Source organism: Lactobacillus apis, assembly GCF_003150935.1.
GTDB classification, from domain to species: Bacteria; Bacillota; Bacilli; order Lactobacillales; family Lactobacillaceae; genus Lactobacillus; species Lactobacillus apis.
On record NZ_CP029476.1, the window covers coordinates 1,545,775 to 1,569,622 of the forward strand.

Below are 23,848 nucleotides of genomic sequence, written 5' to 3' on the forward strand. Positions count from 1 at the left end.
GTTTGCTTTAACTAGTTGAGGTTGGGAACTAGTCCTAAAGATATTAGAGCTGAACTGCTGATTAAAGCCTTTTTAAGCGATAATAACTTTTTATACGTATTAATAGGTTTTGATTACCGAAAATTGGTTAGTCATAAAGATAACATGCAAAAAGCATCGAGTTTAATAATTACTCGATGCTTTTCATGTTTGATAGCTTACTTAGTTCGTTCCCTTACGACTACTATGCATCCCTATCAAACCTCCAAATATTGATAAGAATCCTGATCCTAAAATAGCTACTTGCATAGGTTTGTTTATACCTGTGTGCGGTAGAGAGCCATAATCCACAGAGCTTTGCATACTGCTTTTGGAGTTCTGTGAATCGTGATTGATGGTGTTAGAATTAGCAATCCTAACACCAGCTCCGGCTTTCTTTGTATCAAGGTTAGCTTTATTGTCTGTATAGTTATAGATGTAATTAACTGACTGTTGATTGGCGGAGAAAATACCAGTTGCATTTTCTGGATGATTAGATAGTGTATATCCTGGAATATTCTGGGCGTAGCTTACATAGCTTTGACCAATTTTGCCTTGCAAGGTCTTATAAGGCAAAATTTGATTACCTGCCCTATCAAGATAATGCACGGTAACATATCCTTTGTCACTAGGAGTTGGAACAGTACCTGCATTCTCAGTGTCTGTCATTGTACCGTCAGAAGCACCTAGGATAAAAGTTTGTGAACCAACTTTTTCACCTTTTTTTAGTGTTCTTCTTCTTAATTTTTCCTTCTTAGGCACGGCGCTTTTTCCTGCACCAGAAGTAGCTAATTTTCTGTCGGAAACTTTTGGAAAAGAAGTTTTTGAACCAATAGTGGTAGCAAAAACAGGATTAGTCCCAATTAAAGTTGTGCCAAAAGCCATCATTGCTAAGGTATTCAATAGTAATTTCTTAAATTTTAAATGCCCGTTTATTTGTCTATTCATTTTTATGCACTTGCTTTTCTGTTCTTTCAAATAAACAAAATTTGAATAAAATTTGAATAATATAAATTACTTTTATGACTATTAAAGTGTAACACGTCTTTTTTTAAAAGTATAGTATAAACTAATAGACACTTATAGTTAATAGTTTAATACTTGTAACTTATAACACTAAAAGTCTGATGAACGGCTCTGTGGCAGGAGTATAGACCAGTTTAGTATAAACTGGGGTACTTATACTGAAACATTTGCATTATAACTTAATTTTATTAAACCTAGATTTTCAAAAATCACGATATAAAAATGTTGATATACAGGTGCAAAGAACGTTTTTAGCTATTGGATAATGATTTAGGCGCTTTTCGTTATTTTATATACTATATTACATATATTTATCAATCCCATTTTAATATTCATATATAACCATATAATAGTGATAATTATTCATTTAGTTATTTTACTTTTCTGCCATAAACTCTTTAAACACGGCAACAAAATACAATTCAAATTAAGAAATCGTATTCTAGCTTTGTTTTTCAAGTATCACTGTTATTAATTTTCTTTGCGTTTGTGTGTAAACCAACCGCTGGTTAAACTGCTCAAAATTGCGAGTAAACCGAGACCAAAGAGAGAAGTTTTTTCTGTTTTGTTATTACCAGTTTGGGGTAATGCCTTCGAATTATTTTCATTAACAGACGGATCTTTTGAAGCTGGTCTGAAGTTGATGTGCTCAGGCTCTACTGAGCTAGTTGAGGCGTTATAAATAGGGTATTTGGGAGCTTTAGAAGGTCTATTTACATTACTTGTATTATAACTGGTTGGAGTATTTGGATCAGACGATGCACCAATGTTTTCCGTAATGGAACTCCTGTCACTGTAAACATACGTAACGCTTTGGGGAAAATTATTAAAGAACCCTGTAGCATTGGTAGGTCTCGTCTTCAGCACATAGCCAGTAATGCTTTTAGCACTTGTTACGTAACCATCACCAACGTACCCTGTCATGACATCATCAGGAGCAACAGTGTTGCCACTTTCATCTTGATAATGAACAGTAACATTGCCAGCTTGAACACGTTGATGATCAGGAGTATTAGGCTGGTTGGGAGTTACGGGCGTATCAGGTTTTACAGGCGTACTTGGATCATCTGGTTGCTTGTTAGCCGTATAAACAAAAGTAATATCCCGCTTTTCTTTTGTAAATGTGGGCCTTACTTTATCTAAATCCTTAGTGTATGTTTCACCATCAACTTTTATGGCACTAAGAGTATATCCTGTAATAGACTTAGGAGGATCAATTTCATCTTTTTCTTCACCATATTCAACATGGTCAAAGCTTTTAAAAGAATTACCTTTGTCATCAACGTAATGGACAGAACAGGCATTTTCAGTAGATATTCGCTTATAAGTATCATAATCATATTGCGGATTATAACAATTTTCCAACTTAATGCTTGACCACTGAATGAGTCGCTTAGGCAGATTGTTAGCTTCTCCCATATTTATCCAAATAAAATCATCATCTTTATTGTATAAGTATAAGTTTGTGCGCTGCAACGTAAAGTTTTTGTTGCCTAACTTTAATGTATCCAGATTAAATAAATCACTAAGCATACCCGCATGCTTAGAATCTTCTTTGCACGAATTCATACTAAAGTTACGTAAATCAAGACTCTTTATAGAGTAGCATTTATTGAATAAGTCTGACATATCTGTCACTTTATCTGTATTAAAGTGACTTACGTCAAGTTCAGTTACTTTTTGACAGTTGTAAAACATACGTTTCATGTTCTGGACTTTTTCAGTGTTAAAACTACTTACATCAATTTTTGGCAACTGCTCACAGTTTAAGAACATGAAGGACATATCAATAGTGTTTGAGGTATCAAAATTGCTGGTATCAAGATTTGTCAAACTTATACATTCTTCAAACATATGCGACATGTTTGTAACATTCTTAGTAATAAAATTATTGGAATTAAAATTAATACTTCCTAAGGATTGGCACTTATAGAACATCTGGTTCATATCAGTAACACTTTGTGTTTCAAAGTTGCTAAGGTCAAGGCTTTGTAGCTTATCACAAAATGCAAACATACTTGCCATGTTAGTGACTTCTTTGGTATCAAAATTCCCTAGCTCAATATTTTCTAGACTTCTACAGCCCTCAAACATGCCCTCCATGCTTTTAACTTTTGAAGTATCAAAATTGCTAAGGTTGATGCTCTTTAAACTCGTTAAAAAGTTGAACATGTGCGACATATCTGTAACTTCAGAAGTATCAAGGTTTTCTAGTCCATCAATTTCCGTCACATTTTCGAGCTTATCATAACTAGTTTCATTGTATAAGCCATCAAACATGTAAGCAGCCGAGCCTTTTATTTTTAAAGGACCAGTTATAACTATTTTAGTTACTTTTGGTGGAACGTTACCATACGCTCTCATTAAGGCATTTGTAAGAGATTCATCAAACTGAAATGGCTCAGAATTCGAGTTGCCCGGAATTGTGATAACAGCAGTATCATCATCATTTACATCACAACTAACTTTGATGTTTCCCCAATCAAATGTCTGAGACTTTGCAGATTTAGTTAATTTTCTTGCAGAAATCTTGTCCTTATTTTTTACATTATCTGCAGTTATGCCTTGCCCAATTAAAGAAGTATTGTCACTACTATCTTCGCTAAGATCATTAGTAGCAACATTTGTATTACCTGAAGTGCTATCCAGAGATGCATTATCGGAAAGGACTTGATTATCATCTGAGTCTACAGTACTGGAATTAGTTTGCTCGTTACCATTAACAGATCCATCATCGCCATTATTTGTCTGACCGGCGCTAGCATTTTCTCGATTCACTACAGTTTGATCCCTAGGTACACTATCTGCTTTAGCAGTTTGTGGCTTAAGACAAAGTACACCAAGCGCAGCAGCCGTCATACTAGTGACAAATAGCCTTTCACTCATTTTATAAATATCGTGATTTTTGCTCATTTATATATGCTTCCTCCTACTATTAATCTAAATTCGCTGGTTTATATATTTATGTATATTGTACACGTGTATTTAAATATTAGCATTGGCCAAAAACATTGTGAACAAAAAATGGAAACATAAAAAAAGCTGATAAAATAATAATAATCTGCTTACTTTCATGACATGACAATTATTTATCAAACAAATATTTAAATCCAAAATAACGTTCTTGCTAGTTTTTGAGTAATAATACTTCTATGGCAATAATATTATAGATTCCCTATTAATGATGTTACTGATTTAAATAACAACATGTGCTACTTTTTAGATTATTGTTAATAAGTACTTTAGTTATATAAAAAGTATTTATGTATATTTTATAATCAACTTTTAGTTAATTAACATTATTTCTAGCTTCAAAATATAAGTAATAGTACGTAATTTATATTGCTGATTTCAAATTTTTGTTAATTTGAATGAACTAGGAAAATGCTGACTCATAATTTTAGTGTTTCAAATATAGCAAAAAAGCTCTGACATTTTATAAAATGTCAGAGCTTTCTAACTAATAAATTATATTCCTAAATCTTTTCGTAATTGTAATGCTTCTTCGTCATTGCCTAGTTGAATTAAAGCATCCTTTAAACCTAGAATTGGTTTGCCGTCACGGTCTGGAGTTGTTTGACCATGGGCCAGGGAGCTGAGGATTGCTTCGTTGACGATATCAACAGTAACTCTGAAGTAACGGTCAATCTTATCATCAGTGATTGCCTGAATGGTACTTAATTCATGCTCAGGAAAATGGCTGACGCGATTCGCAGTTGAAAAGGCAAGGGTGATTTCACCGCTGCCGTTACCACTGAATGAGCCGCTACGTGTGATTCCGATACTAGAGCGTTTTGCAATTCGTTTTAATTGACGTGAATTAAACGGAATGTCAGTAGCAATTATAGTAATGATACTACCTTTCTCTTTGCTATCTTTATTTTCAACAAACTTTTTACCAATTGCATGACCATAAATGTTTAAGTCAGTGCTGAGACCGAAGTTGGACATAACAAGTGTGCCCATTGTAAAAGTTTTACCGTCGATTTCTACCTGTCTTGAAGCAGAACCAATACCGCCCTTGAGTTCATAGCAACGCATGCCTGTTCCACCACCAACACCACCTTCTGCAAAGTCAGTAGTTGCAGCATCAAATGCAGCGTTGACATCGTCCTCGGTAACCCCTAAATCGCGAATATGGTTAATTGAGCTGTCATTGCATTCCATAATAATTGGATTAACGCTACCAGTTGAAAGGCCAATTTCAGGGTTCTCGGAAAGCATTCTTTTGACAAGAGCCATTGAAGCAGTCCCAACGCTTAAGGTGTTAGTTAAAACGAGCGGTGTTTCAATTGTTCCTAATTCTTCTACTTGTACAAGACCAGTGCTTTTGCCGAAGCCGTTAATGACATGAGCGGCTGCTGGCATTTTTTCGCGGAAGATATTGTCCTGACAAGGTTTAACTACTGTTACGCCTGTTCTAAGACGGTCAGTAACAATGGTTTTATGGCCGACTGTAATGCCAGCAACATCTGTAATTAGATTTTTTGGTCCGGGCTTAGTATCACTAAGCGCAAATAAAAGTGGTTTGTTAAGTCCCATTTTTGCTCCTTTTAATTATAAATTGTCTTCTTTTATTAAAACTGGTCAAGTGCTTTTGTGCAAGATAAAAACCACTTAGCTTTATAACACTAAGTGGTTTTTAATTTGCCATTTGTTACTTAAGGTAATTAGTCTTTTTTCCGCTTAATCCAAGCCAGAGCGGCCGCACTAGTGGCACTAATTAAACCTAAAGCAGTTGTAAGAAGCTGCGCAGTCTTGTTTTTACCAGTTTTTGGTAATTGTTGTGCTGTAGCTCCACTACTTTTTGGCGTATTACCTTCAAATTTATTGACCTTATGATAACTGGTTTCTGTAATCTTAGGCTGTCTAGTCTTTTGATGTTGATGATTACTCTTACCATTTGTTGCAATTTCAGGAACATCCTCCTGGTAGTCAGTATTCACCTTACTGTAGACATATATGACGCTCTTCGAATCTCTACTGAAAAAGCCAACGGCATTACTTGGTCTGGATTTTAGTTCATAACCTTTAATTTCCTTAGCGGCAGTGACATAACCATCACCAATTTTACCACTTAAAATTTCATCAGCAGTAAGTGCATTACCATTTTCATCTTGATACTGTACCGCAATATCAATTTTGTCGTCAACATTAGGTTTCGTATCGATTGGGTCTGAACCTTCGGAACCATTCGAGCCATCTGAGCCGTCTGAACCGTTTGAGCCTTCGGAGCTGTTCGAACCATCCGATCCGTCCGAACTGTCTGAACCATCTGATCCGTCGGAACCATCAGATCCATCTGAACCGTCGGAGCTGTCTGATCCGTCTGAACTGTCGGAACCATCTGAGCTGTCTGATCCGTCGGAGCTGTCTGATCCGTCGGAACTGTCGGAGCCATCTGAACCGCCAGATCCGTCGGAACCATCTGAGCCATCTGAACCATCGGAACTGTCTGAGCTGTCTGATCCGTCGGAACCGTCTGAACTGTCGGAGCCATCAGATCCGTCTGAACCATCTGAGCTGTCTGAGCCGTCTGAGCCGTCCGAACTGTCTGAGCCGTCGGAGCCATCTGAACTGTCTGAACCATCTGAGCTGTCTGAGCCGTCTGAACTGTCGGAACTGTCAGATCCATCGGAGCCATCTGAACCGTCGGAGCCATCTGAGCCGTCCGAACCATCTGAGCCGTCCGAACCATCAGATCCATCTGAACCGTCTGAGCTGTCTGAGCCATCTGAGCCATCTGAGCCATCTGAACCGTCGGAGCTGTCGGAACCATCTGAACTGTCTGAGCTGTCTGAGCCATCTGAACTGTCTGATCCGTCAGATCCGTCGGAGCCATCTGAGCCGTCGGAGCTGTCTGAGCCGTCTGAGCCATCTGAGCTGTCTGAGCTGTCGGAACTGTCTGATCCGTCCGAACTGTCTGATCCGTCGGAACCATCGGAGCCATCGGAGCTGTCAGATCCGTCGGAGCCATCTGAACTGTCGGAACTGTCTGAACCGTCTGAACCATCGGATCCATCTGAGCTGTCTGATCCGTCCGAACCGTCTGAGCTGTCAGAGCTATCTGAACTGTCGGAGCTGTCTGAGCCTTCTGAGCTGTCGGAGCCGTCGGAGCCATCTGAACCATCGGATCCGTCGGAACCGTCGGAGCCATTTGAACCATCTGAGCTGTCAGAGCCGTCGGAACTGTCGGAGCCGTCGGAGCCATTTGAACCATCTGAGCTGTCGGAGCCGTCGGAACTGTCGGAACCATCTGAGCCATCTGAGCCATCTGAGCTGTCCGAACCGTCGGAGCCGTCGGAGCCATCTGAGCCGTCGGAACCGTCGGAGCCATTTGAACCGTCGGAACTGTCGGAGCCATCTGAGCTGTCTGAACCATCTGAACTGTCGGAGCCGTCGGAACCATCTGAGCTGTCAGATCCGTCTGAGCCATCGGAACCGTCGGAGCCGTCTGAACCATCCGAGCCGTCTGAGCCATCTGAGCCGTCTGAACCATCTGAGCCATCGGAACCGTCGGAGCCGTCGGAGCCGTCTGAGCCGTCTGAACCGTCGGAGCCATCGGATCCATCTGAACTGTCGGAGCCGTTTGAGCTGTCTGAGCCGTCTGAACTGTCGGAACCATCTGAGCCATCTGAGCTGTCAGAGCCATCTGAACCGTCGGAGCCATCTGAGCCGTCTGAACTGTCGGAACCATCTGAGCCATCTGAGCTGTCAGAGCCATCTGAGCCGTCTGAGCCATCTGAACCGTCAGAACCGTCGGAACCATCTGAGCCATCTGAGCCATCTGAGCCATCGGAGCTGTCAGATCCGTCGGAACCATCCGAACCGTCGGAGCTGTCTGAGCCGTCTGAACTGTCGGAACCATCGGATCCATCTGAACCGTCTGAACCATCTGAGCCATCCGATCCGTCGGAACCATCCGAACCGTCAGAGCCATCGGAGCTGTCGGAGCCATCGGAACCGTCCGAGCCGTCAGAACCATCGGAGCTGTCGGAGCCATCTGAGCTGTCAGAACCATCTGAGCCGTCGGAACCATCCGATCCGTCAGAGCCATCTGAGCCGTCGGAGCCATCGGAACCGTCGGAGCCATCTGAGCCATCGGAACTGTCAGAGCCATCTGAGCCGTCTGAGCCGTCGGAACCATCAGATCCATCTGAGCCGTCGGAACCATCAGAACCGTCTGATCCGTCTGAGCCGTCTGAACCATCGGATCCATCTGAACCGTCTGATCCGTCGGAACTGTCGGATCCATCTGAGCCGTCGGAGCCATCTGAACCGTCGGAACCATCCGAACCGTCAGAGCCGTCTGAACCATCTGAGCTGTCAGAACCATCTGAGCCGTCTGAGCCATCTGAGCCATCGGAACCGTCTGAACTGTCTGAGCTGTCTGATCCGTCGGAACTGTCGGAGCCATCTGAGCCATCCGAGCCATCCGATCCGTCGGAACCATCCGATCCGTCTGAGCCATCGGAACCGTCGGAGCTGTCTGATCCGTCGGAACTGTCGGAACCATCGGATCCATCTGAGCCATCCGATCCGTCTGAACCATCAGATCCATCTGAACCGTCGGAGCTGTCTGAGCCATCTGAACCATCCGAACCGTCGGAGCCATCTGAACCATCCGAACCGTCGGAGCCGTCTGAGCCATCGGAACCGTCTGAGCCGTCTGAGCCGTCGGAACTGTCGGAACCGTCGGAACCATCTGAACTGTCTGAGCCGTCTGAACTGTCGGAACCGTCTGAACCATCTGAGCTGTCTGATCCATCTGAGCTGTCAGAACCATCTGAGCTGTCGGAACCGTCGGAGCTGTCTGAGCCATCTGAGCCATCTGAGCCGTCAGAACCATCTGAGCCGTCTGAGCCATCTGAGCTGTCTGAACCATCTGAACTGTCTGAGCCATCGGAACCGTCAGAGCCGTCTGAACCGTCTGAGCCGTCTGAGCCATCGGAACCGTCAGAGCCGTCTGAACCATCTGAGCTGTCTGAGCCATCTGAGCCATCTGAGCTGTCTGAGCCGTCGGAACTGTCTGATCCATCTGAGCCATCTGAACCGTCTGATCCGTCTGAACCATCAGATCCATCCGAACCGTCTGAGCTGTCAGATCCATCTGAATCGTCGGAACCATCCGAACCGTCTGAGCTGCCGGAGCCGTCAGATCCATCGGAACCGTCGGAACCGTCTGAACCATCTGAGCCATCTGAACTGTCGGAACCGTCTGAGCCGTCTGAGCCGTCTGAGCCATCGGAACCGTCAGAGCCGTCGGAACCATCTGAGCTGTCTGAGCCATCTGAGCTGTCAGAACCGTCGGAACTGTCTGAGCCATCAGAACCATCTGAGCTGTCAGAACCATCTGAGCCATCGGAACCGTCAGAGCCGTCGGAACCATCGGAACCATCTGAGCCGTCGGATCCATCTGAGCCGTCCGAACCATCTGAACTGTCTGAGCCATCTGAGCTGTCAGATCCATCTGAGCCGTCGGAGCCATCTGAGCCATCGGAACCGTCTGAACTGTCTGAGCCATCTGAACCGTCTGAGCCGTCTGAACCATCTGAGCTGTCTGAGCCATCTGATCCATCGGAACTGTCTGAGCCGTCTGAGCTGTCTGATCCATCTGAGCCGTCGGAACCATCTGAACTGTCTGAGCCATCAGAACCATCTGAGCTGTCAGATCCATCTGAGCCGTCTGATCCATCTGAGCCATCTGAACTGTCTGAGCCGTCGGAACCATCTGAACTGTCTGAGCCATCAGAACCATCTGAGCTGTCAGATCCATCTGAGCCGTCTGATCCATCTGAGCCATCTGAGCCATCTGAACCGTCTGAACCATCGGAGCTGTCTGATCCGTCCGAACCGTCGGAACCGTCGGAGCTGTCTGAGCCGTCTGATCCATCTGAGCCGTCGGAACCGTCAGATCCATCTGAGCCGTCGGAACCGTCCGAGCCGTCGGAGCCGTCTGATCCGTCGGAGCTGTCTGATCCATCTGAGCCATCTGAACTGTCAGAGCCGTCTGAGCTGTCTGATCCATCTGAGCCGTCGGAACCATCTGAGCCATCGGAACCGTCTGAACTGTCTGAGCCATCAGAACCATCTGAGCTGTCTGAGCCATCTGAGCCATCGGAACCGTCTGAACTGTCTGAACCATCTGAGCCGTCTGAACCGTCTGAACTGTCTGAGCCATCAGAACCATCTGAGCCGTCTGAGCCATCTGAGCCATCGGAACCGTCGGAACCATCTGAGCTGTCGGAGCTGTCGGAGCTGTCGGAACCATCAGATCCATCTGAGCTGTCGGAGCCGTCGGAACCATCTGAGCCGTCGGAACCATCAGATCCATCTGAGCCGTCGGAACCGTCGGAACCATCTGATCCATCTGAGCTGTCTGAGCCGTCGGAACCGTCTGATCCGTCTGAACTGTCTGAACCGTCAGAGCCATCTGAGCTGTCGGAGCCGTCGGAGCCGTCGGAACTGTCTGAACCGTCAGAGCCATCTGAGCTGTCGGAGCCGTCTGAACCGTCGGAGCCATCTGAGCCGTCTGAACTATCTGAACCATCCGATCCGTCTGATCCATCTGAACCGTCTGAGCCGTCTGAACCGTCTGAGCTGTCAGAGCCATCTGAGCTGTCTGACCCGTCCGAACCGTCTGAACCATCAGAACCGTCTGAGCTGTCTGAACCATCTGATCCGTCGGAGCCATCTGAGCTGTCAGAGCCGTCGGAACCGTCTGATCCATCTGAGCTGTCGGAGCTGTCGGAGCCGTCGGAACCGTCTGATCCATCTGAGCTGTCGGAGCTGTCGGAGCCGTCTGATCCATCTGAGCTGTCAGAGCCATCTGAGCCGTCAGAACCATCTGAACTGTCTGAGCCATCGGAACCGTCAGAGCCGTCTGAACTGTCTGAGCCATCGGAACCGTCAGAGCCGTCGGAGCCATCTGAGCCGTCGGAGCTGTCGGAGCCGTCGGAACTGTCTGATCCGTCCGAACCGTCTGAACTGTCTGAACCATCTGAGCCGTCTGAACTGTCTGAACTGTCTGATCCATCTGATCCATCTGAGCCGTCGGAGCCATCTGAGCTGTCTGAGCCGTCGGAACCGTCGGAGCCGTCTGAACTGTCTGAACCGTCAGAGCCATCTGAGCTGTCTGAGCCGTCGGAGCCATCTGAGCCGTCTGAACCGTCGGAGCTGTCTGAACCATCTGAGCCGTCGGAGCCGTCGGAGCCATCTGAGCTGTCGGAGCCATCTGAGCTGTCTGAGCCGTCGGAACCGTCTGATCCGTCTGAACTGTCTGAACCGTCAGAGCCATCTGAGCCGTCTGAACCATCGGAACCGTCGGAGCTGTCGGAGCTGTCGGAACCATCTGATCCGTCTGAACTGTCTGAACCGTCAGAGCCATCTGATCCGTCTGAACCGTCCGAACCGTCTGAACCATCGGAGCCGTCGGAGCCATCTGAGCTGTCTGAGCCGTCGGAACCGTCTGATCCGTCTGAACTGTCTGAACCGTCAGAGCCATCTGAGCTGTCGGAGCCGTCGGAGCCGTCTGAACTGTCTGAACCGTCAGAGCCATCTGAGCTGTCGGAGCCGTCTGAACCGTCGGAGCCATCTGAGCCGTCTGAACTATCTGAACCATCCGATCCGTCGGAGCCATCTGAACCGTCTGATCCGTCTGAACCGTCTGAGCTGTCAGAGCCATCTGAGCTGTCTGACCCGTCCGAACCGTCTGAACCATCAGAACCGTCTGAGCTGTCTGAACCATCTGATCCGTCGGAGCCATCTGAGCTGTCAGAGCCGTCGGAACCGTCTGATCCATCTGAGCTGTCGGAGCTGTCGGAGCCGTCGGAACCGTCTGATCCATCTGAGCTGTCGGAGCTGTCGGAGCCGTCGGAGCCATCTGAGCTGTCAGAGCCATCTGAGCCGTCAGAACCATCTGAACTGTCTGAGCCATCGGAACCGTCAGAGCCGTCTGAACTGTCTGAGCCATCAGAACCATCTGAGCCATCGGAACCGTCAGAGCCGTCGGAGCCATCTGAGCCGTCGGAGCTGTCGGAGCCGTCTGAACTGTCTGATCCGTCCGAACCGTCTGAACCATCTGATCCGTCTGAACTGTCTGAACCATCCGATCCGTCTGAACCATCTGAGCCGTCTGAACTGTCTGAACTGTCTGATCCATCTGAGCCATCTGAGCCGTCGGAGCCATCTGAGCTGTCTGAGCCGTCGGAACCGTCGGAGCCGTCTGAACTGTCTGAACCGTCAGAGCCATCTGAGCTGTCTGAGCCGTCGGAGCCATCTGAGCCGTCTGAACCGTCGGAGCTGTCTGAACCATCTGAGCCGTCGGAGCCGTCGGAGCCATCTGAGCTGTCTGAGCCGTCGGAACCGTCTGATCCGTCTGAACTGTCTGAACCGTCAGAGCCATCTGATCCGTCTGAACCGTCCGAACCGTCTGAACCATCGGAGCCGTCGGAGCCATCTGAGCTGTCTGAGCCGTCGGAACCGTCTGATCCGTCTGAGCCGTCGGAGCTGTCTGATCCATCTGAGCCATCTGAGCCGTCGGAACCATCTGAACCATCTGAGCTGTCTGATCCATCTGAGCCATCTGAACTGTCTGAGCCGTCTGAGCTGTCTGAACCATCTGAGCCGTCGGAACTGTCTGATCCGTCTGAACCATCTGAGCCGTCTGAACCATCTGAACTGTCTGATCCATCAGAACCGTCTGAACCATCAGAACCGTCGGAGCTGTCTGAACCATCTGAGCCGTCGGAGCCATCTGAGCTGTCTGATCCGTCGGAACCATCGGATCCATCTGATCCGTCGGAACCGTCTGAACCATCTGAGCCATCTGAGCTGTCTGATCCGTCGGAACCGTCTGAGCTGTCAGAGCCATCTGAGCTGTCTGAGCCGTCTGAACTGTCGGAACCGTCGGAACTATCTGAGCCATCTGATCCGTCGGAACTGTCGGAACCATCGGAACTGTCGGAGCCGTCTGAACCATCGGAGCTGTCAGATCCATCTGAACTGTCAGATCCGTCGGAACCGTCGGAACTGTCGGAGCCGTCTGAGCTGTCTGATCCGTCGGAACCGTCTGAGCTGTCGGAACCATCGGAACCATCTGAGCTGTCAGAACCATCAGATCCGTCGGAACCATCCGAGCTGTCGGAGCCATCAGATCCGTCGGAACCGTCGGAACTGTCGGAGCCGTCTGAGCCATCTGAGCTGTCTGAGCCGTCTGAACTGTCGGAACCATCGGATCCATCTGAACCGTCTGAACCGTCTGAACCGTCGGAGCTGTCTGAACCATCCGATCCGTCGGAGCTGTCTGAGCCGTCGGAACTGTCGGAGCCATCTGATCCATCTGAGCTGTCAGATCCGTCGGAACTGTCTGATCCGTCGGAACCATCTGAACTGTCTGATCCATCAGAACCGTCTGAACCATCAGAACCGTCGGAGCCGTCGGAGCCATCTGAGCTGTCTGAGCCGTCGGAACCGTCTGATCCGTCTGAACTGTCTGAACCGTCAGAGCCATCTGATCCGTCGGAACCGTCCGAACCGTCTGAACCATCGGAGCCGTCGGAGCCATCTGAGCTGTCTGAGCCGTCGGAACCGTCTGATCCGTCTGATCCGTCTGAGCCGTCGGAGCTGTCTGATCCATCTGAGCCATCTGAGCTGTCGGAACCATCTGAACCATCTGAGCTGTCTGATCCATCTGAGCCATCTGAACTGTCTGAGCCGTCTGAGCTGTCTGAACCATCTGAGCCGTCGGAACTGTCTGATCCGTCGGAACCATCTGAGCCGTCTGAACCATCTGAACTGTCTGATCCATCAGAACCGTCTGAACCATCAGAACCGTCGGAGCTGTCTGAACCATCTGAGCCGTCGGAGCCATCTGAACCATCTGAGCCGTCGGAGCCATCTGAGCTGTCTGATCCGTCGGAACCATCGGATCCATCTGAGCCGTCGGAACCGTCTGAACCATCTGAGCCATCTGAGCTGTCTGATCCGTCGGAACCGTCTGAGCTGTCAGAGCCATCTGAGCTGTCTGAGCCGTCTGAACTGTCGGAACCGTCGGAACTATCTGAGCCATCTGATCCGTCGGAACTGTCGGAACCATCGGAACCATCTGAACTGTCGGAGCCGTCAGATCCATCTGAACTGTCAGATCCGTCGGAACTGTCGGAGCCGTCTGAGCCATCTGAGCTGTCTGAGCCGTCTGAGCTGTCGGAACCATCGGAACCATCTGAGCTGTCAGAACCATCAGATCCGTCGGAACCATCCGAGCTGTCGGAGCCATCAGATCCGTCGGAACCGTCGGAACTGTCGGAGCCGTCTGAGCCATCTGAGCTGTCTGAGCCGTCTGAACTGTCGGAACCATCGGATCCATCTGAACCGTCTGAACCGTCTGAACCGTCGGAGCTGTCTGAACCATCCGATCCGTCGGAGCTGTCTGATCCGTCGGAACTGTCGGAGCCATCTGAGCCATCTGAGCTGTCAGATCCGTCGGAACTGTCTGATCCATCAGAACCGTCTGAACCATCAGAACCGTCGGAGCTGTCTGAACCATCTGAGCTGTCTGAGCCGTCAGAGCCATCTGAACTGTCGGAACCGTCGGAACTATCTGAGCCATCTGAGCTGTCTGAACCATCAGATCCGTCGGAACTGTCGGAACCATCGGAACCATCTGAACTGTCGGAGCCGTCTGAACCATCTGAGCCGTCTGAGCTGTCAGAACCATCAGATCCGTCGGAACCATCCGAGCTGTCGGAGCCATCAGATCCGTCGGAACCGTCGGAACTGTCGGAGCCGTCTGAGCCATCTGAGCTGTCTGAGCCGTCTGAACTGTCGGAACCATCGGATCCGTCTGAACCGTCTGAACCGTCGGAGCTGTCTGAACCATCCGATCCGTCGGAGCTGTCTGATCCGTCGGAACTGTCGGAGCCATCTGATCCATCTGAGCTGTCTGAGCCGTCGGAACCGTCTGAGCCGTCTGAGCCATCTGAGCTGTCTGATCCATCTGAACTGTCAGATCCGTCTGAACTGTCAGATCCGTCGGAACCGTCGGAACCATCCGAGCTGTCAGAACCATCAGATCCATCTGAGCCGTCTGAGCCATCGGAACCGTCTGAGCTGTCAGAGCCATCTGAACTATCGGAGCCGTCGGAACCATCGGAGCTGTCCGAGCCGTCTGAGCCGTCTGAACCGTCGGAGCCATCTGAGCTGTCTGAGCCGTCGGAACCATCTGAGCTGTCTGAACCGTCTGAACCATCCGAACCGTCAGAGCTGTCTGATCCATCTGAGCCGTCTGAACTATCTGAACCGTCGGAGCCATCTGATCCATCTGAGCCGTCGGAGCTGTCTGAACTGTCGGAACCGTCGGAACTATCTGAGCCATCTGAGCCGTCTGAACTGTCGGAGCCATCTGAGCTGTCGGAACCATCCGAGCCATCTGAGCTGTCAGATCCGTCGGAGCCGTCGGAGCCGTCGGAACCATCAGATCCATCTGAGCTGTCGGAACCATCGGAGCCATCTGAGCTGTCGGAACCATCCGAACCGTCGGAGCTGTCTGAGCCGTCTGAACTGTCTGAACCATCGGAGCCATCTGATCCGTCGGAACCGTCTGAACCATCTGAGCCATCTGAGCTGTCTGAGCCGTCGGAACCGTCTGAGCTGTCAGAGCCATCTGAGCTGTCGGAGCCGTCGGAACCGTCGGAGCCATCTGAGCTGTCGGAACCATCTGAACTGTCTGAGCCATCGGAGCTGTCGGAACCATCGGAGCCATCTGAACCATCTGAGCTGTCTGAGCTGTCTGAGCCGTCTGAACTATCTGAGCCATCTGATCCGTCGGAGCCATCTGAGCCGTCGGAACCGTCTGAACCATCGGAGCCATCTGAGCTGTCTGAGCCGTCTGAGCTGTCAGAGCCATCTGAGCTGTCTGAGCCGTCTGAACTGTCGGAGCTGTCGGAACCATCTGAACTGTCGGAGCCATCGGAGCTGTCGGAGCCATCTGAACCATCTGAGCCGTCGGAACCATCTGAACTGTCTGATCCATCAGAACCGTCTGAACCATCAGAACCGTCGGAGCTGTCTGAACCATCTGAGCTGTCGGAGCCATCTGAGCCATCAGATCCGTCGGAACCGTCGGAGCCGTCTGATCCATCTGAGCTGTCAGATCCGTCGGAACCGTCTGAGCCGTCTGAGCCATCTGAGCTGTCAGATCCGTCTGAACTGTCAGATCCGTCTGAACCGTCGGAACCATCCGAGCTGTCAGAACCATCAGATCCATCTGAGCCGTCTGAGCCATCGGAACCGTCTGAGCTGTCAGAGCCATCTGAACTATCGGAGCCGTCGGAACCATCGGAGCTGTCCGAGCCGTCTGAGCCGTCTGAACCGTCGGAGCCATCTGAGCTGTCTGAGCCGTCTGAACCATCGGAGCTGTCCGAGCCGTCTGAACCATCTGAACTGTCGGAACCATCTGAGCCGTCTGAACCGTCGGAACCATCTGAGCCATCTGAGCTGTCAGATCCGTCGGAACCGTCCGAGCCATCGGAACTGTCGGAACCGTCGGAACCATCCGAGCTGTCGGAACCGTTGGAGCCATCTGAGCTGTCGGAACCGTCCGAGCCATCGGAACCGTCGGAACCATCCGAACTGTCCGAGCCATCTGAGCTGTCAGATCCGTCTGAACTGTCGGAACCGTCCGAGCCATCTGAGCTGTCTGAGCTGTCCGAACCATCCGAGCTGTCGGAACCGTCGGAGCCGTCGGAGCCATCTGAGCTGTCGGAACCGTCCGAGCCATCTGAACTGTCCGAGCCATCTGATCCGTCGGAACCATCTGAGCTGTCTGAGCCGTCTGAACTGTCGGAACCATCGGATCCATCGGAACCGTCGGAGCTGTCTGAACCATCCGAGCCGTCGGAGCCGTCGGAGCCGTCGGAACCGTCGGAGCCGTCTGAGCTGTCGGAACCATCTGAGCCGTCGGAACTGTCGGAACCATCGGAACCATCTGAGCTGTCAGATCCATCTGAACTGTCAGATCCGTCGGAACTGTCGGAACCATCTGAGCTGTCCGAGCCGTCGGAACCATCGGAACCATCGGAACTGTCGGAGCCATCGGAGCTGTCAGATCCGTCGGAACTGTCTGAACTGTCTGAACCATCTGAGCCGTCGGAGCTGTCAGAACCATCTGAGCCGTCGGAACCGTCTGAACCATCGGAGCTGTCCGAGCCGTCGGAACCATCGGAACTGTCGGAACTATCTGAGCCATCTGAGCTGTCGGAACCGTCTGAACTATCTGAGCTGTCAGATCCGTCTGAACCATCTGAACCATCGGAGCTGTCGGAACCGTCGGAGCCATCTGAGCCGTCGGAACTGTCCGAACCATCTGAGCCGTCGGAACCGTCTGAACCATCGGAGCCATCTGAGCTGTCAGATCCGTCGGAACCGTCGGAACTATCTGAGCTGTCAGATCCGTCTGAACTGTCGGAACCGTCGGAGCCATCTGAACTGTCAGATCCGTCTGAACTGTCGGAACCGTCGGAACCATCCGAGCTGTCGGAACCGTCGGAGCCATCTGAGCTGTCGGAACCGTCCGAGCCATCGGAACCGTCGGAACCATCCGAACTGTCCGAGCCATCTGAGCTGTCAGATCCGTCTGAACTGTCGGAACCGTCGGAGCCATCTGAGCTGTCCGAACCATCCGAGCTGTCGGAACCGTCGGAGCCGTCGGAGCCATCTGAGCTGTCGGAACCGTCCGAGCCATCGGAACTGTCCGAGCCATCGGAACCGTCGGAACCATCTGAGCCGTCTGAGCCGTCTGAACCATCTGAACTGTCTGAGCCATCTGAACTGTCAGAACCATCGGAGCTGTCAGATCCATCCGAACTGTCCGAACCATCTGAGCCGTCGGAGCTATCCGAACTATCCGAGCTGTCAGATCCATCTGAGCCGTCGGAGCTACTGGAGCCATCCGAACCATCTGAGCTGTCCGAGCCGTCTGAGCCGTTGGAACTATCCGAACCGTCCGAGCCTTCTGAATCGACCCAGCCCTCTATTTTTGAATAGACAAAAGTTATTGTTTGCTCATTATAGGTATACTGCCCAGTAACGGTGCTCTGGCTATCTGCTTTTAATTCATAGCCAGGAATTTTAGCAGCGGAAAAAGAGAAATTTTCACCGACATGACCAGGATGAACATCATCTTCTTTGATAGCATTGCCGTTTTCGTCTTGATAGTGAATAGTTACAGGTTTCCCCCACACACGAACATAGGTCTCGGCAGGCAAGTCAGGGTTAAGGTCGTAATCATCGAGAGGATTATAGTCAGGATCATAATCAGGATCATCGGGATCGGGATCCTCATCTAGACCAGCTTCAATATCTTCTTCAAACCATGCGCGATTTTTCATAAGTTCAAAGGAAGTCCAGCGAGTAGATGCTTCAGGATTTTCGATTGTGCCTTTACCAACATTGGCCCAAATACCAGGAATATTCAGTCCAGCTCCTGGTACCCAGTCATCGTTAGGATCATAGTTTTCTAAATCTTCTAATTCTTGCACGTTCATTAGGGGCGTTCTATGACCAAGAACAAGAACTTCTAGATTATTGACTCCTTTAAACATGTCATCAAAAAACAGACAACCTAGATCAAGATTCTTAATATTCAAAGTTTTTAAACTTGTACAGTTCTGAAACATACCTTCAACTTCAGCTGACCTATGAGTTTTAAAGTTGCTCAAGTCTAAATTAACTAAGCTACTACAATCTTCAAACATATGCTCCATACTAATCTGTTCTTTGAGATTGAAGGTAAAACTTGATACATTTACGTCAACTAGGCTTGTCGCACCCGCGAACATACAACTTAAATCTGTTGTCTTATACGTATCAAAGTTCGATAAATCCAGTTGGGTTAGACTTGTACAATCTTCAAACATATAAGACATGTCTGTAACTTGTGAAGTATTAAGTGAGCTTAGATCGAGATTAGTCAAACCGCTACAGCCGGAAAACAGCCCCGACATATTCTCGACCCGAGAAGTATCAAATGAGTTCAGATCAAAACTAGTTAAACTACTACAAACCGCAAACATACTTTCTATGCTGGTTACATTTGAAGTGTCGAGTTCATCAAGATTAATTGTAGTTAAACTACTACATCCCGCAAACATCCTATCAAATCTGGTTCTATTTGTTGTGTCAAGGTTATCGAGTCCCTCAATTTCTGTTAGGTCCGTGAGGTCAGCAAACAGACTACCAAAAGAGTATATATCAAAAATTTCTAATCCAGGACTAATTTTGCCTACTATTTTGATTTTTTTGGTATTCTTAAGCTCGTACGTATTATAATTGCCCCAAGGAGTCTTGACCCAAATAGAACCTTCAGCAATAGTATAATAGCTAACACCGGTGGTATAGACTTTAGGATCACAATATGTCCCCCCAAAAATAGTTAGCTCGTCCGTTTCGAAATTATAGGAGGCTTGAAGTTCACTTTTGGGGTAGTACTTAGACCCCCCACCCAAAAAGAGTTGACCTGTAACCACATTGGATTCACGCGGGGATACTGATTGGGCGGTATCAGTTCTGGCTGAAGTAGCTTGTGAGACAGTATCTCTGGTGCCTGTCGAACCAATTTGTGAGTCAGCGGTATTAACTGCGTTATTTTCTTCAACTTCATCAGGGCTCATTGAGCGAGTATCAGGAGTCGCAGAAGAATTAGGCTGATTATTTTGATCAGTCTCCCTTGCGGCAATTTTTCCAGCTTCATTAGGGTTTACTGTGCGCGTAGCAGAAGAATTAAGCTGCTTATTTTGATCAGTCTCCCTTGCAGTATTTTTCCCAGCTTTATTAAGATTTACTGTACGCGTAGCAGGAGAATTAGGCCGATTACGTTGATCAGACTTCCTTATGGTATTTTTCCCAGCCTTATTAGGCTTTACTGTGCGCGTAGCAGGAGAATCAGACTGGTTATCTTGGTCAGTGGATAAACTATCCGCTTTAGCTAACCGAGGATTAGAGAGAATTAATCCAAGTAAGATGGATGCTGAGGTGCTCAGCAAAATTTTACTTTTGAAATCACTAGTTTTTTTCATAATTATACCTTTACCTATGCTATTGATTTGTCAGTAACTTTTGTACGCTCAGTTTAAACAACTATGTGAACAATTAGCCAAACACAATCTATTCTTCACTAAAAAAGAAAGTGAAGGACTTTTTAATATATATCAAATTTTTCATACTTATTAATAAAAAAACAAGCATGACGCCAAATTAGTCTCTTAATGTGTAATTATGGCAAGAGATGCTCTGTGCATACAGTTAAAGTATAACATCTAAATATAATAGTAACTAGTTATTTTCGAAATTTATTAATTAATAGTAATAAAACTACTCTGCTCCTGAGTTTTTCGGAACAGTCTTCTGCTATATAGGCAATGGTATGATGCAAATTTTAATATTAACTAAAAGTATTTTGCATTTCGCAGTCAAAAGCACCAGTACGCTCTAAACGAATCTGCCATTGCTGGTATTAAAGCAGACAATGCTGCAAATACAGCTAGCAAAAGAGCAACTCAGTTGTTACTAGTTCAAAGATAGCTCTCCTAACAACTTATAAATCACAAGCAAAGAACGCAGCTTTAAGCACTGCAAGCCGGAGTTTGCCACAAACGGGTGTAAAACAAAAGTTCGCAATTGGCTCTTCTAGGATTAGGTTTCTTATCAATATTTGAAGGTTTGATAGGAGCGTAATAGTCGTAAGGGAAAGAAATTGAGTTAGTTATTAAACGATATGAAAAAGCGAATCAATACGATTCTCTTTTATACTCTAAATTTCAAATCCACTGCTCCATTTTTAATATAATGCTCTGAATTATCCTTTCAGTTTACAAGTATTAAGCTTCCATTAAAAAACAGCAGAAAATCACTGTTTTTGAAAAATTTTTCAAAATAATAGTTTTCCTTTTTACCGTGATTTTTCGCCTAACTATTCTTTCAAGTCAGTTTATTTAAAATTTTAAAGTTCTTACTAAACATAATTTTACCAACCTATAATATATAATTGCTTGTTATTTTTGCAGAGATATCAAGAGCTTCTTTTGTAATTTGTTATCAAATTATCGAAATTTTTCCTTTTACTGTTATCTTGATTTTTACATACATAAATATATAATGTGGAAATACGCATACATATATAATGAACGAGATGTATACAAATAAATGGTGAGGTACATTTAATAATGAAAAAAATAAACAACGTAACAGGAAAAGTTCTACTTAGTAGTTCAGCTACCGTTTTGCTTGGGTTAATTTCCGTTAATCCTCAGTTAGTCAAAGCCGATAGTTTCTCTACTAGTCAAACGACTTCTAGGGAAGAAACTACTACCAGTGAAATTCCAACCCCATCAGAAGATATCGCTAGTGAAGCCGCAAATACTGATGAACCCGCCGTGAGTCAAGCTCCAATAACCGTTCAAGATTCTGGTGTTAACGTAAGTGAAAAGCGAATTGATGGAACTGCCGCTGGACTGCAAGTTTCCTATGACCTTGACACTGATGAACTCATCATTTTGGGAGGAACATACAAACAAATCGGTTTTTTGGACGATCGTTTTTCTGACTATTCCCTTTCTGACGGTGAAGGAAATTTCATAAAGCTTGGCTATGCTAAGCAGATTGTTATCACTGGCCAAATAAGTCTTAGCCCTTCAAATAGTGCCGCCTATTTATTCGCTGGTTTTCGTTCTGCATCTAAAATTGTAGGATTAGAATACCTAGACCTTTCCCAGGCAACTAGTACAGCTTCCATGTTTCGGGATTGTGAAGATTTGACTTCACTCGATCTTTCTAGCCTTAATACTGCTAATGTAGATAACATGGCATATATGTTTGATGAATGTACATCTTTGACTTCAATCAGTCTTTCCGACTTTAATACTGCTAACGTGACTAACATGGCGTATATGTTTAGTGGTTGTTCATCTCTGACTTCAATCAATCTTTCTAGCTTTAATACTGCTAACGTGACTAGCATGGCGTATATGTTTAGTGATTGCTCATCTTTGATCTCACTCAACGTTTCTAGCTTTGATACCACTAATGTATCAAGCATGTCATGTATGTTTATGGCGTGTACAGCTTTAACCGCTCTTGACCTTTCTAGTTTCAATATCTCAAAAGTAATAGACATGTCATGTATGTTTAAAGATGATAAAAATCTCATCGACTTAAACATATCAAGTCTCAAGACCGCTTTACCTGTAGACCTAACTGGAACTTTTAATAACTGTACCAGTTTAGTTGAGTTAAATTTAGAAAACTTCCATATTCCAAATTCAAGTGAGGCAAGTTTCGAAGAAACATTCTATCATTGTACAAGTTTGCGGAAACTCAACATTAAAAATATTAATACAGGTGCTCCAGAGTACGACGATATGCTAGCCAAATTGCCTAGCCTAAATACTCTTGTTCTTGGTGAAAGCACTGATCTCACAACAGTATACAGCGAAGATATAGCCAATATAGATGATCCCAATACTCATGTGGAAAACGTAGGACTAGATACGGAAGGAATTTGGCTCAATGTTGGCAACGGTACAACAATTAGACCCGAAGGAACAGAACAATACAACTCTGAGCAATTAATGAGGGCACGTGTCGCAACCATAGATGGTACACAACGGAACTTCACAAAGGCTGAAACATATGTCCGCATGGGCTTGCCTATTACTATCCACCATGTCGATGAGTCCGGAAAACAAATTGCAGAAGATACTATTTTCCCTGGTAATTTGGGTGACCCTTATTCAATTATCGGCGACTCCGTTGCAGGTTATACTTTAAAAGCTGGTCAGTCCCCTGTTACTGGTATTTATGATAATGATAACGCCAAGGAACGGGAGTTTACCTTTACCTACATTAAAAATCCCGAATCGTCCACTCCTATCAAAGGAGAAGACGTCATTGTTCATTATCAAGATGAACAAGGCAGGACTATTGCACCTAATGAGATTTTGAGCGGAAATATAGGCGACGGTTATGTTTCAACCGCTAAGGAAATTGCAGGTTATACTTTAAAGGCTCGGCCAAAAAACGCTACTGGATTCTTCAGTGATGCTACCCAGAATGTTACTTACGTCTATAGTAAGATTTCCTCTAAGGCTGAAGGAGACCAAACTGATAACAAGGGTAACAGAAGCAGGAATAACGTAAACAAAAGCAATGGAACAAATAGTGCTACTCCTTCCAGCTCAAGTCGTTATGGTGATCGCACAAATGAACTTGGTAGCAAAGTTGACAGTATGCATTCAGCTAGCCACTCTACCAACAATCAACTGCCAAAGACAGGCTCTGAAAAAAAGGCCCAACTAGCAGCTATTGCACTTGGCTTAATCACTTTAACCAACGCTTTAGCACTTCTTTGGACAAAAATTAAAAAGTTTAGTAAATAACTACGCGTTGTCCCTAAAAAGCACCAACTATAATTGGACAGTTATGTTGGTGTTTTTAATTTTCTCAATTCATTCTTGAGAAAAATATTTTTTATATTAAAACCTGTTTTTTAGATTCTAAGCACCATTTCATCGACGTTGAGTATAGTTATTTTTGATAATCAACTTTCTTATCATCATTGAAAATGTATTGGTTCTCTTACAAATGGAGTGTTATTTATTTTCACTTGTACTGTAATGATTTTCTTCTTTATCGTTTTAAGTGCACCAATTCTTGACTTGATTTTGGCATATACACAAATATAATATAAATATACTAGTACATATGTAATAACTAGCTATGTACACAAATAACTGATGAGGTGCCTTTACTA

General features: G+C 46.8%; 5 protein-coding genes. 1 reads left to right on the forward strand and 4 read right to left on the reverse strand.

Going from position 1 to position 23,848, the window contains the following annotated elements; genetic code table 11:
• Positions 1-201: 201 nt before the first annotated feature.
• The 4 genes from DKL56_RS07290 to DKL56_RS07310 all read right to left on the reverse strand — a co-directional run bounded on the left by DKL56_RS07290 (position 202) and on the right by DKL56_RS07310 (position 20,117).
• Positions 202-966, reverse strand: a complete 765-nt coding sequence (locus DKL56_RS07290; RefSeq protein ID WP_109715932.1) for a MucBP domain-containing protein — start codon at positions 964-966, stop codon at positions 202-204.
• 549 nt (positions 967-1,515) lie between these two features.
• On the reverse strand, positions 1,516-3,957 hold the full coding sequence (locus DKL56_RS07295) for a BspA family leucine-rich repeat surface protein (RefSeq protein ID WP_109715933.1): 2,442 nt from the start codon (positions 3,955-3,957) through the stop codon (positions 1,516-1,518).
• Between the two features lie 555 nt (positions 3,958-4,512).
• On the reverse strand, positions 4,513-5,586 hold the full coding sequence (locus tag DKL56_RS07300) for a P1 family peptidase (protein WP_109715934.1): 1,074 nt from the start codon (positions 5,584-5,586) through the stop codon (positions 4,513-4,515).
• 128 nt (positions 5,587-5,714) lie between these two features.
• The gene (locus tag DKL56_RS07310) at positions 5,715-20,117 is read right to left on the reverse strand and encodes a MucBP domain-containing protein (protein ID WP_162542520.1); all 14,403 of its coding nucleotides are present in this window, start codon (positions 20,115-20,117) and stop codon (positions 5,715-5,717) included.
• Between the two features lie 1,146 nt (positions 20,118-21,263).
• On the opposite strand from DKL56_RS07310, the gene DKL56_RS07325 reads away from it, so the two are divergent.
• Positions 21,264-23,474: a BspA family leucine-rich repeat surface protein gene (locus DKL56_RS07325; protein ID WP_109715937.1), complete on the forward strand. Its 2,211-nt coding sequence runs from the start codon at positions 21,264-21,266 to the stop codon at positions 23,472-23,474.
• Positions 23,475-23,848: the final 374 nt, after the last annotated feature.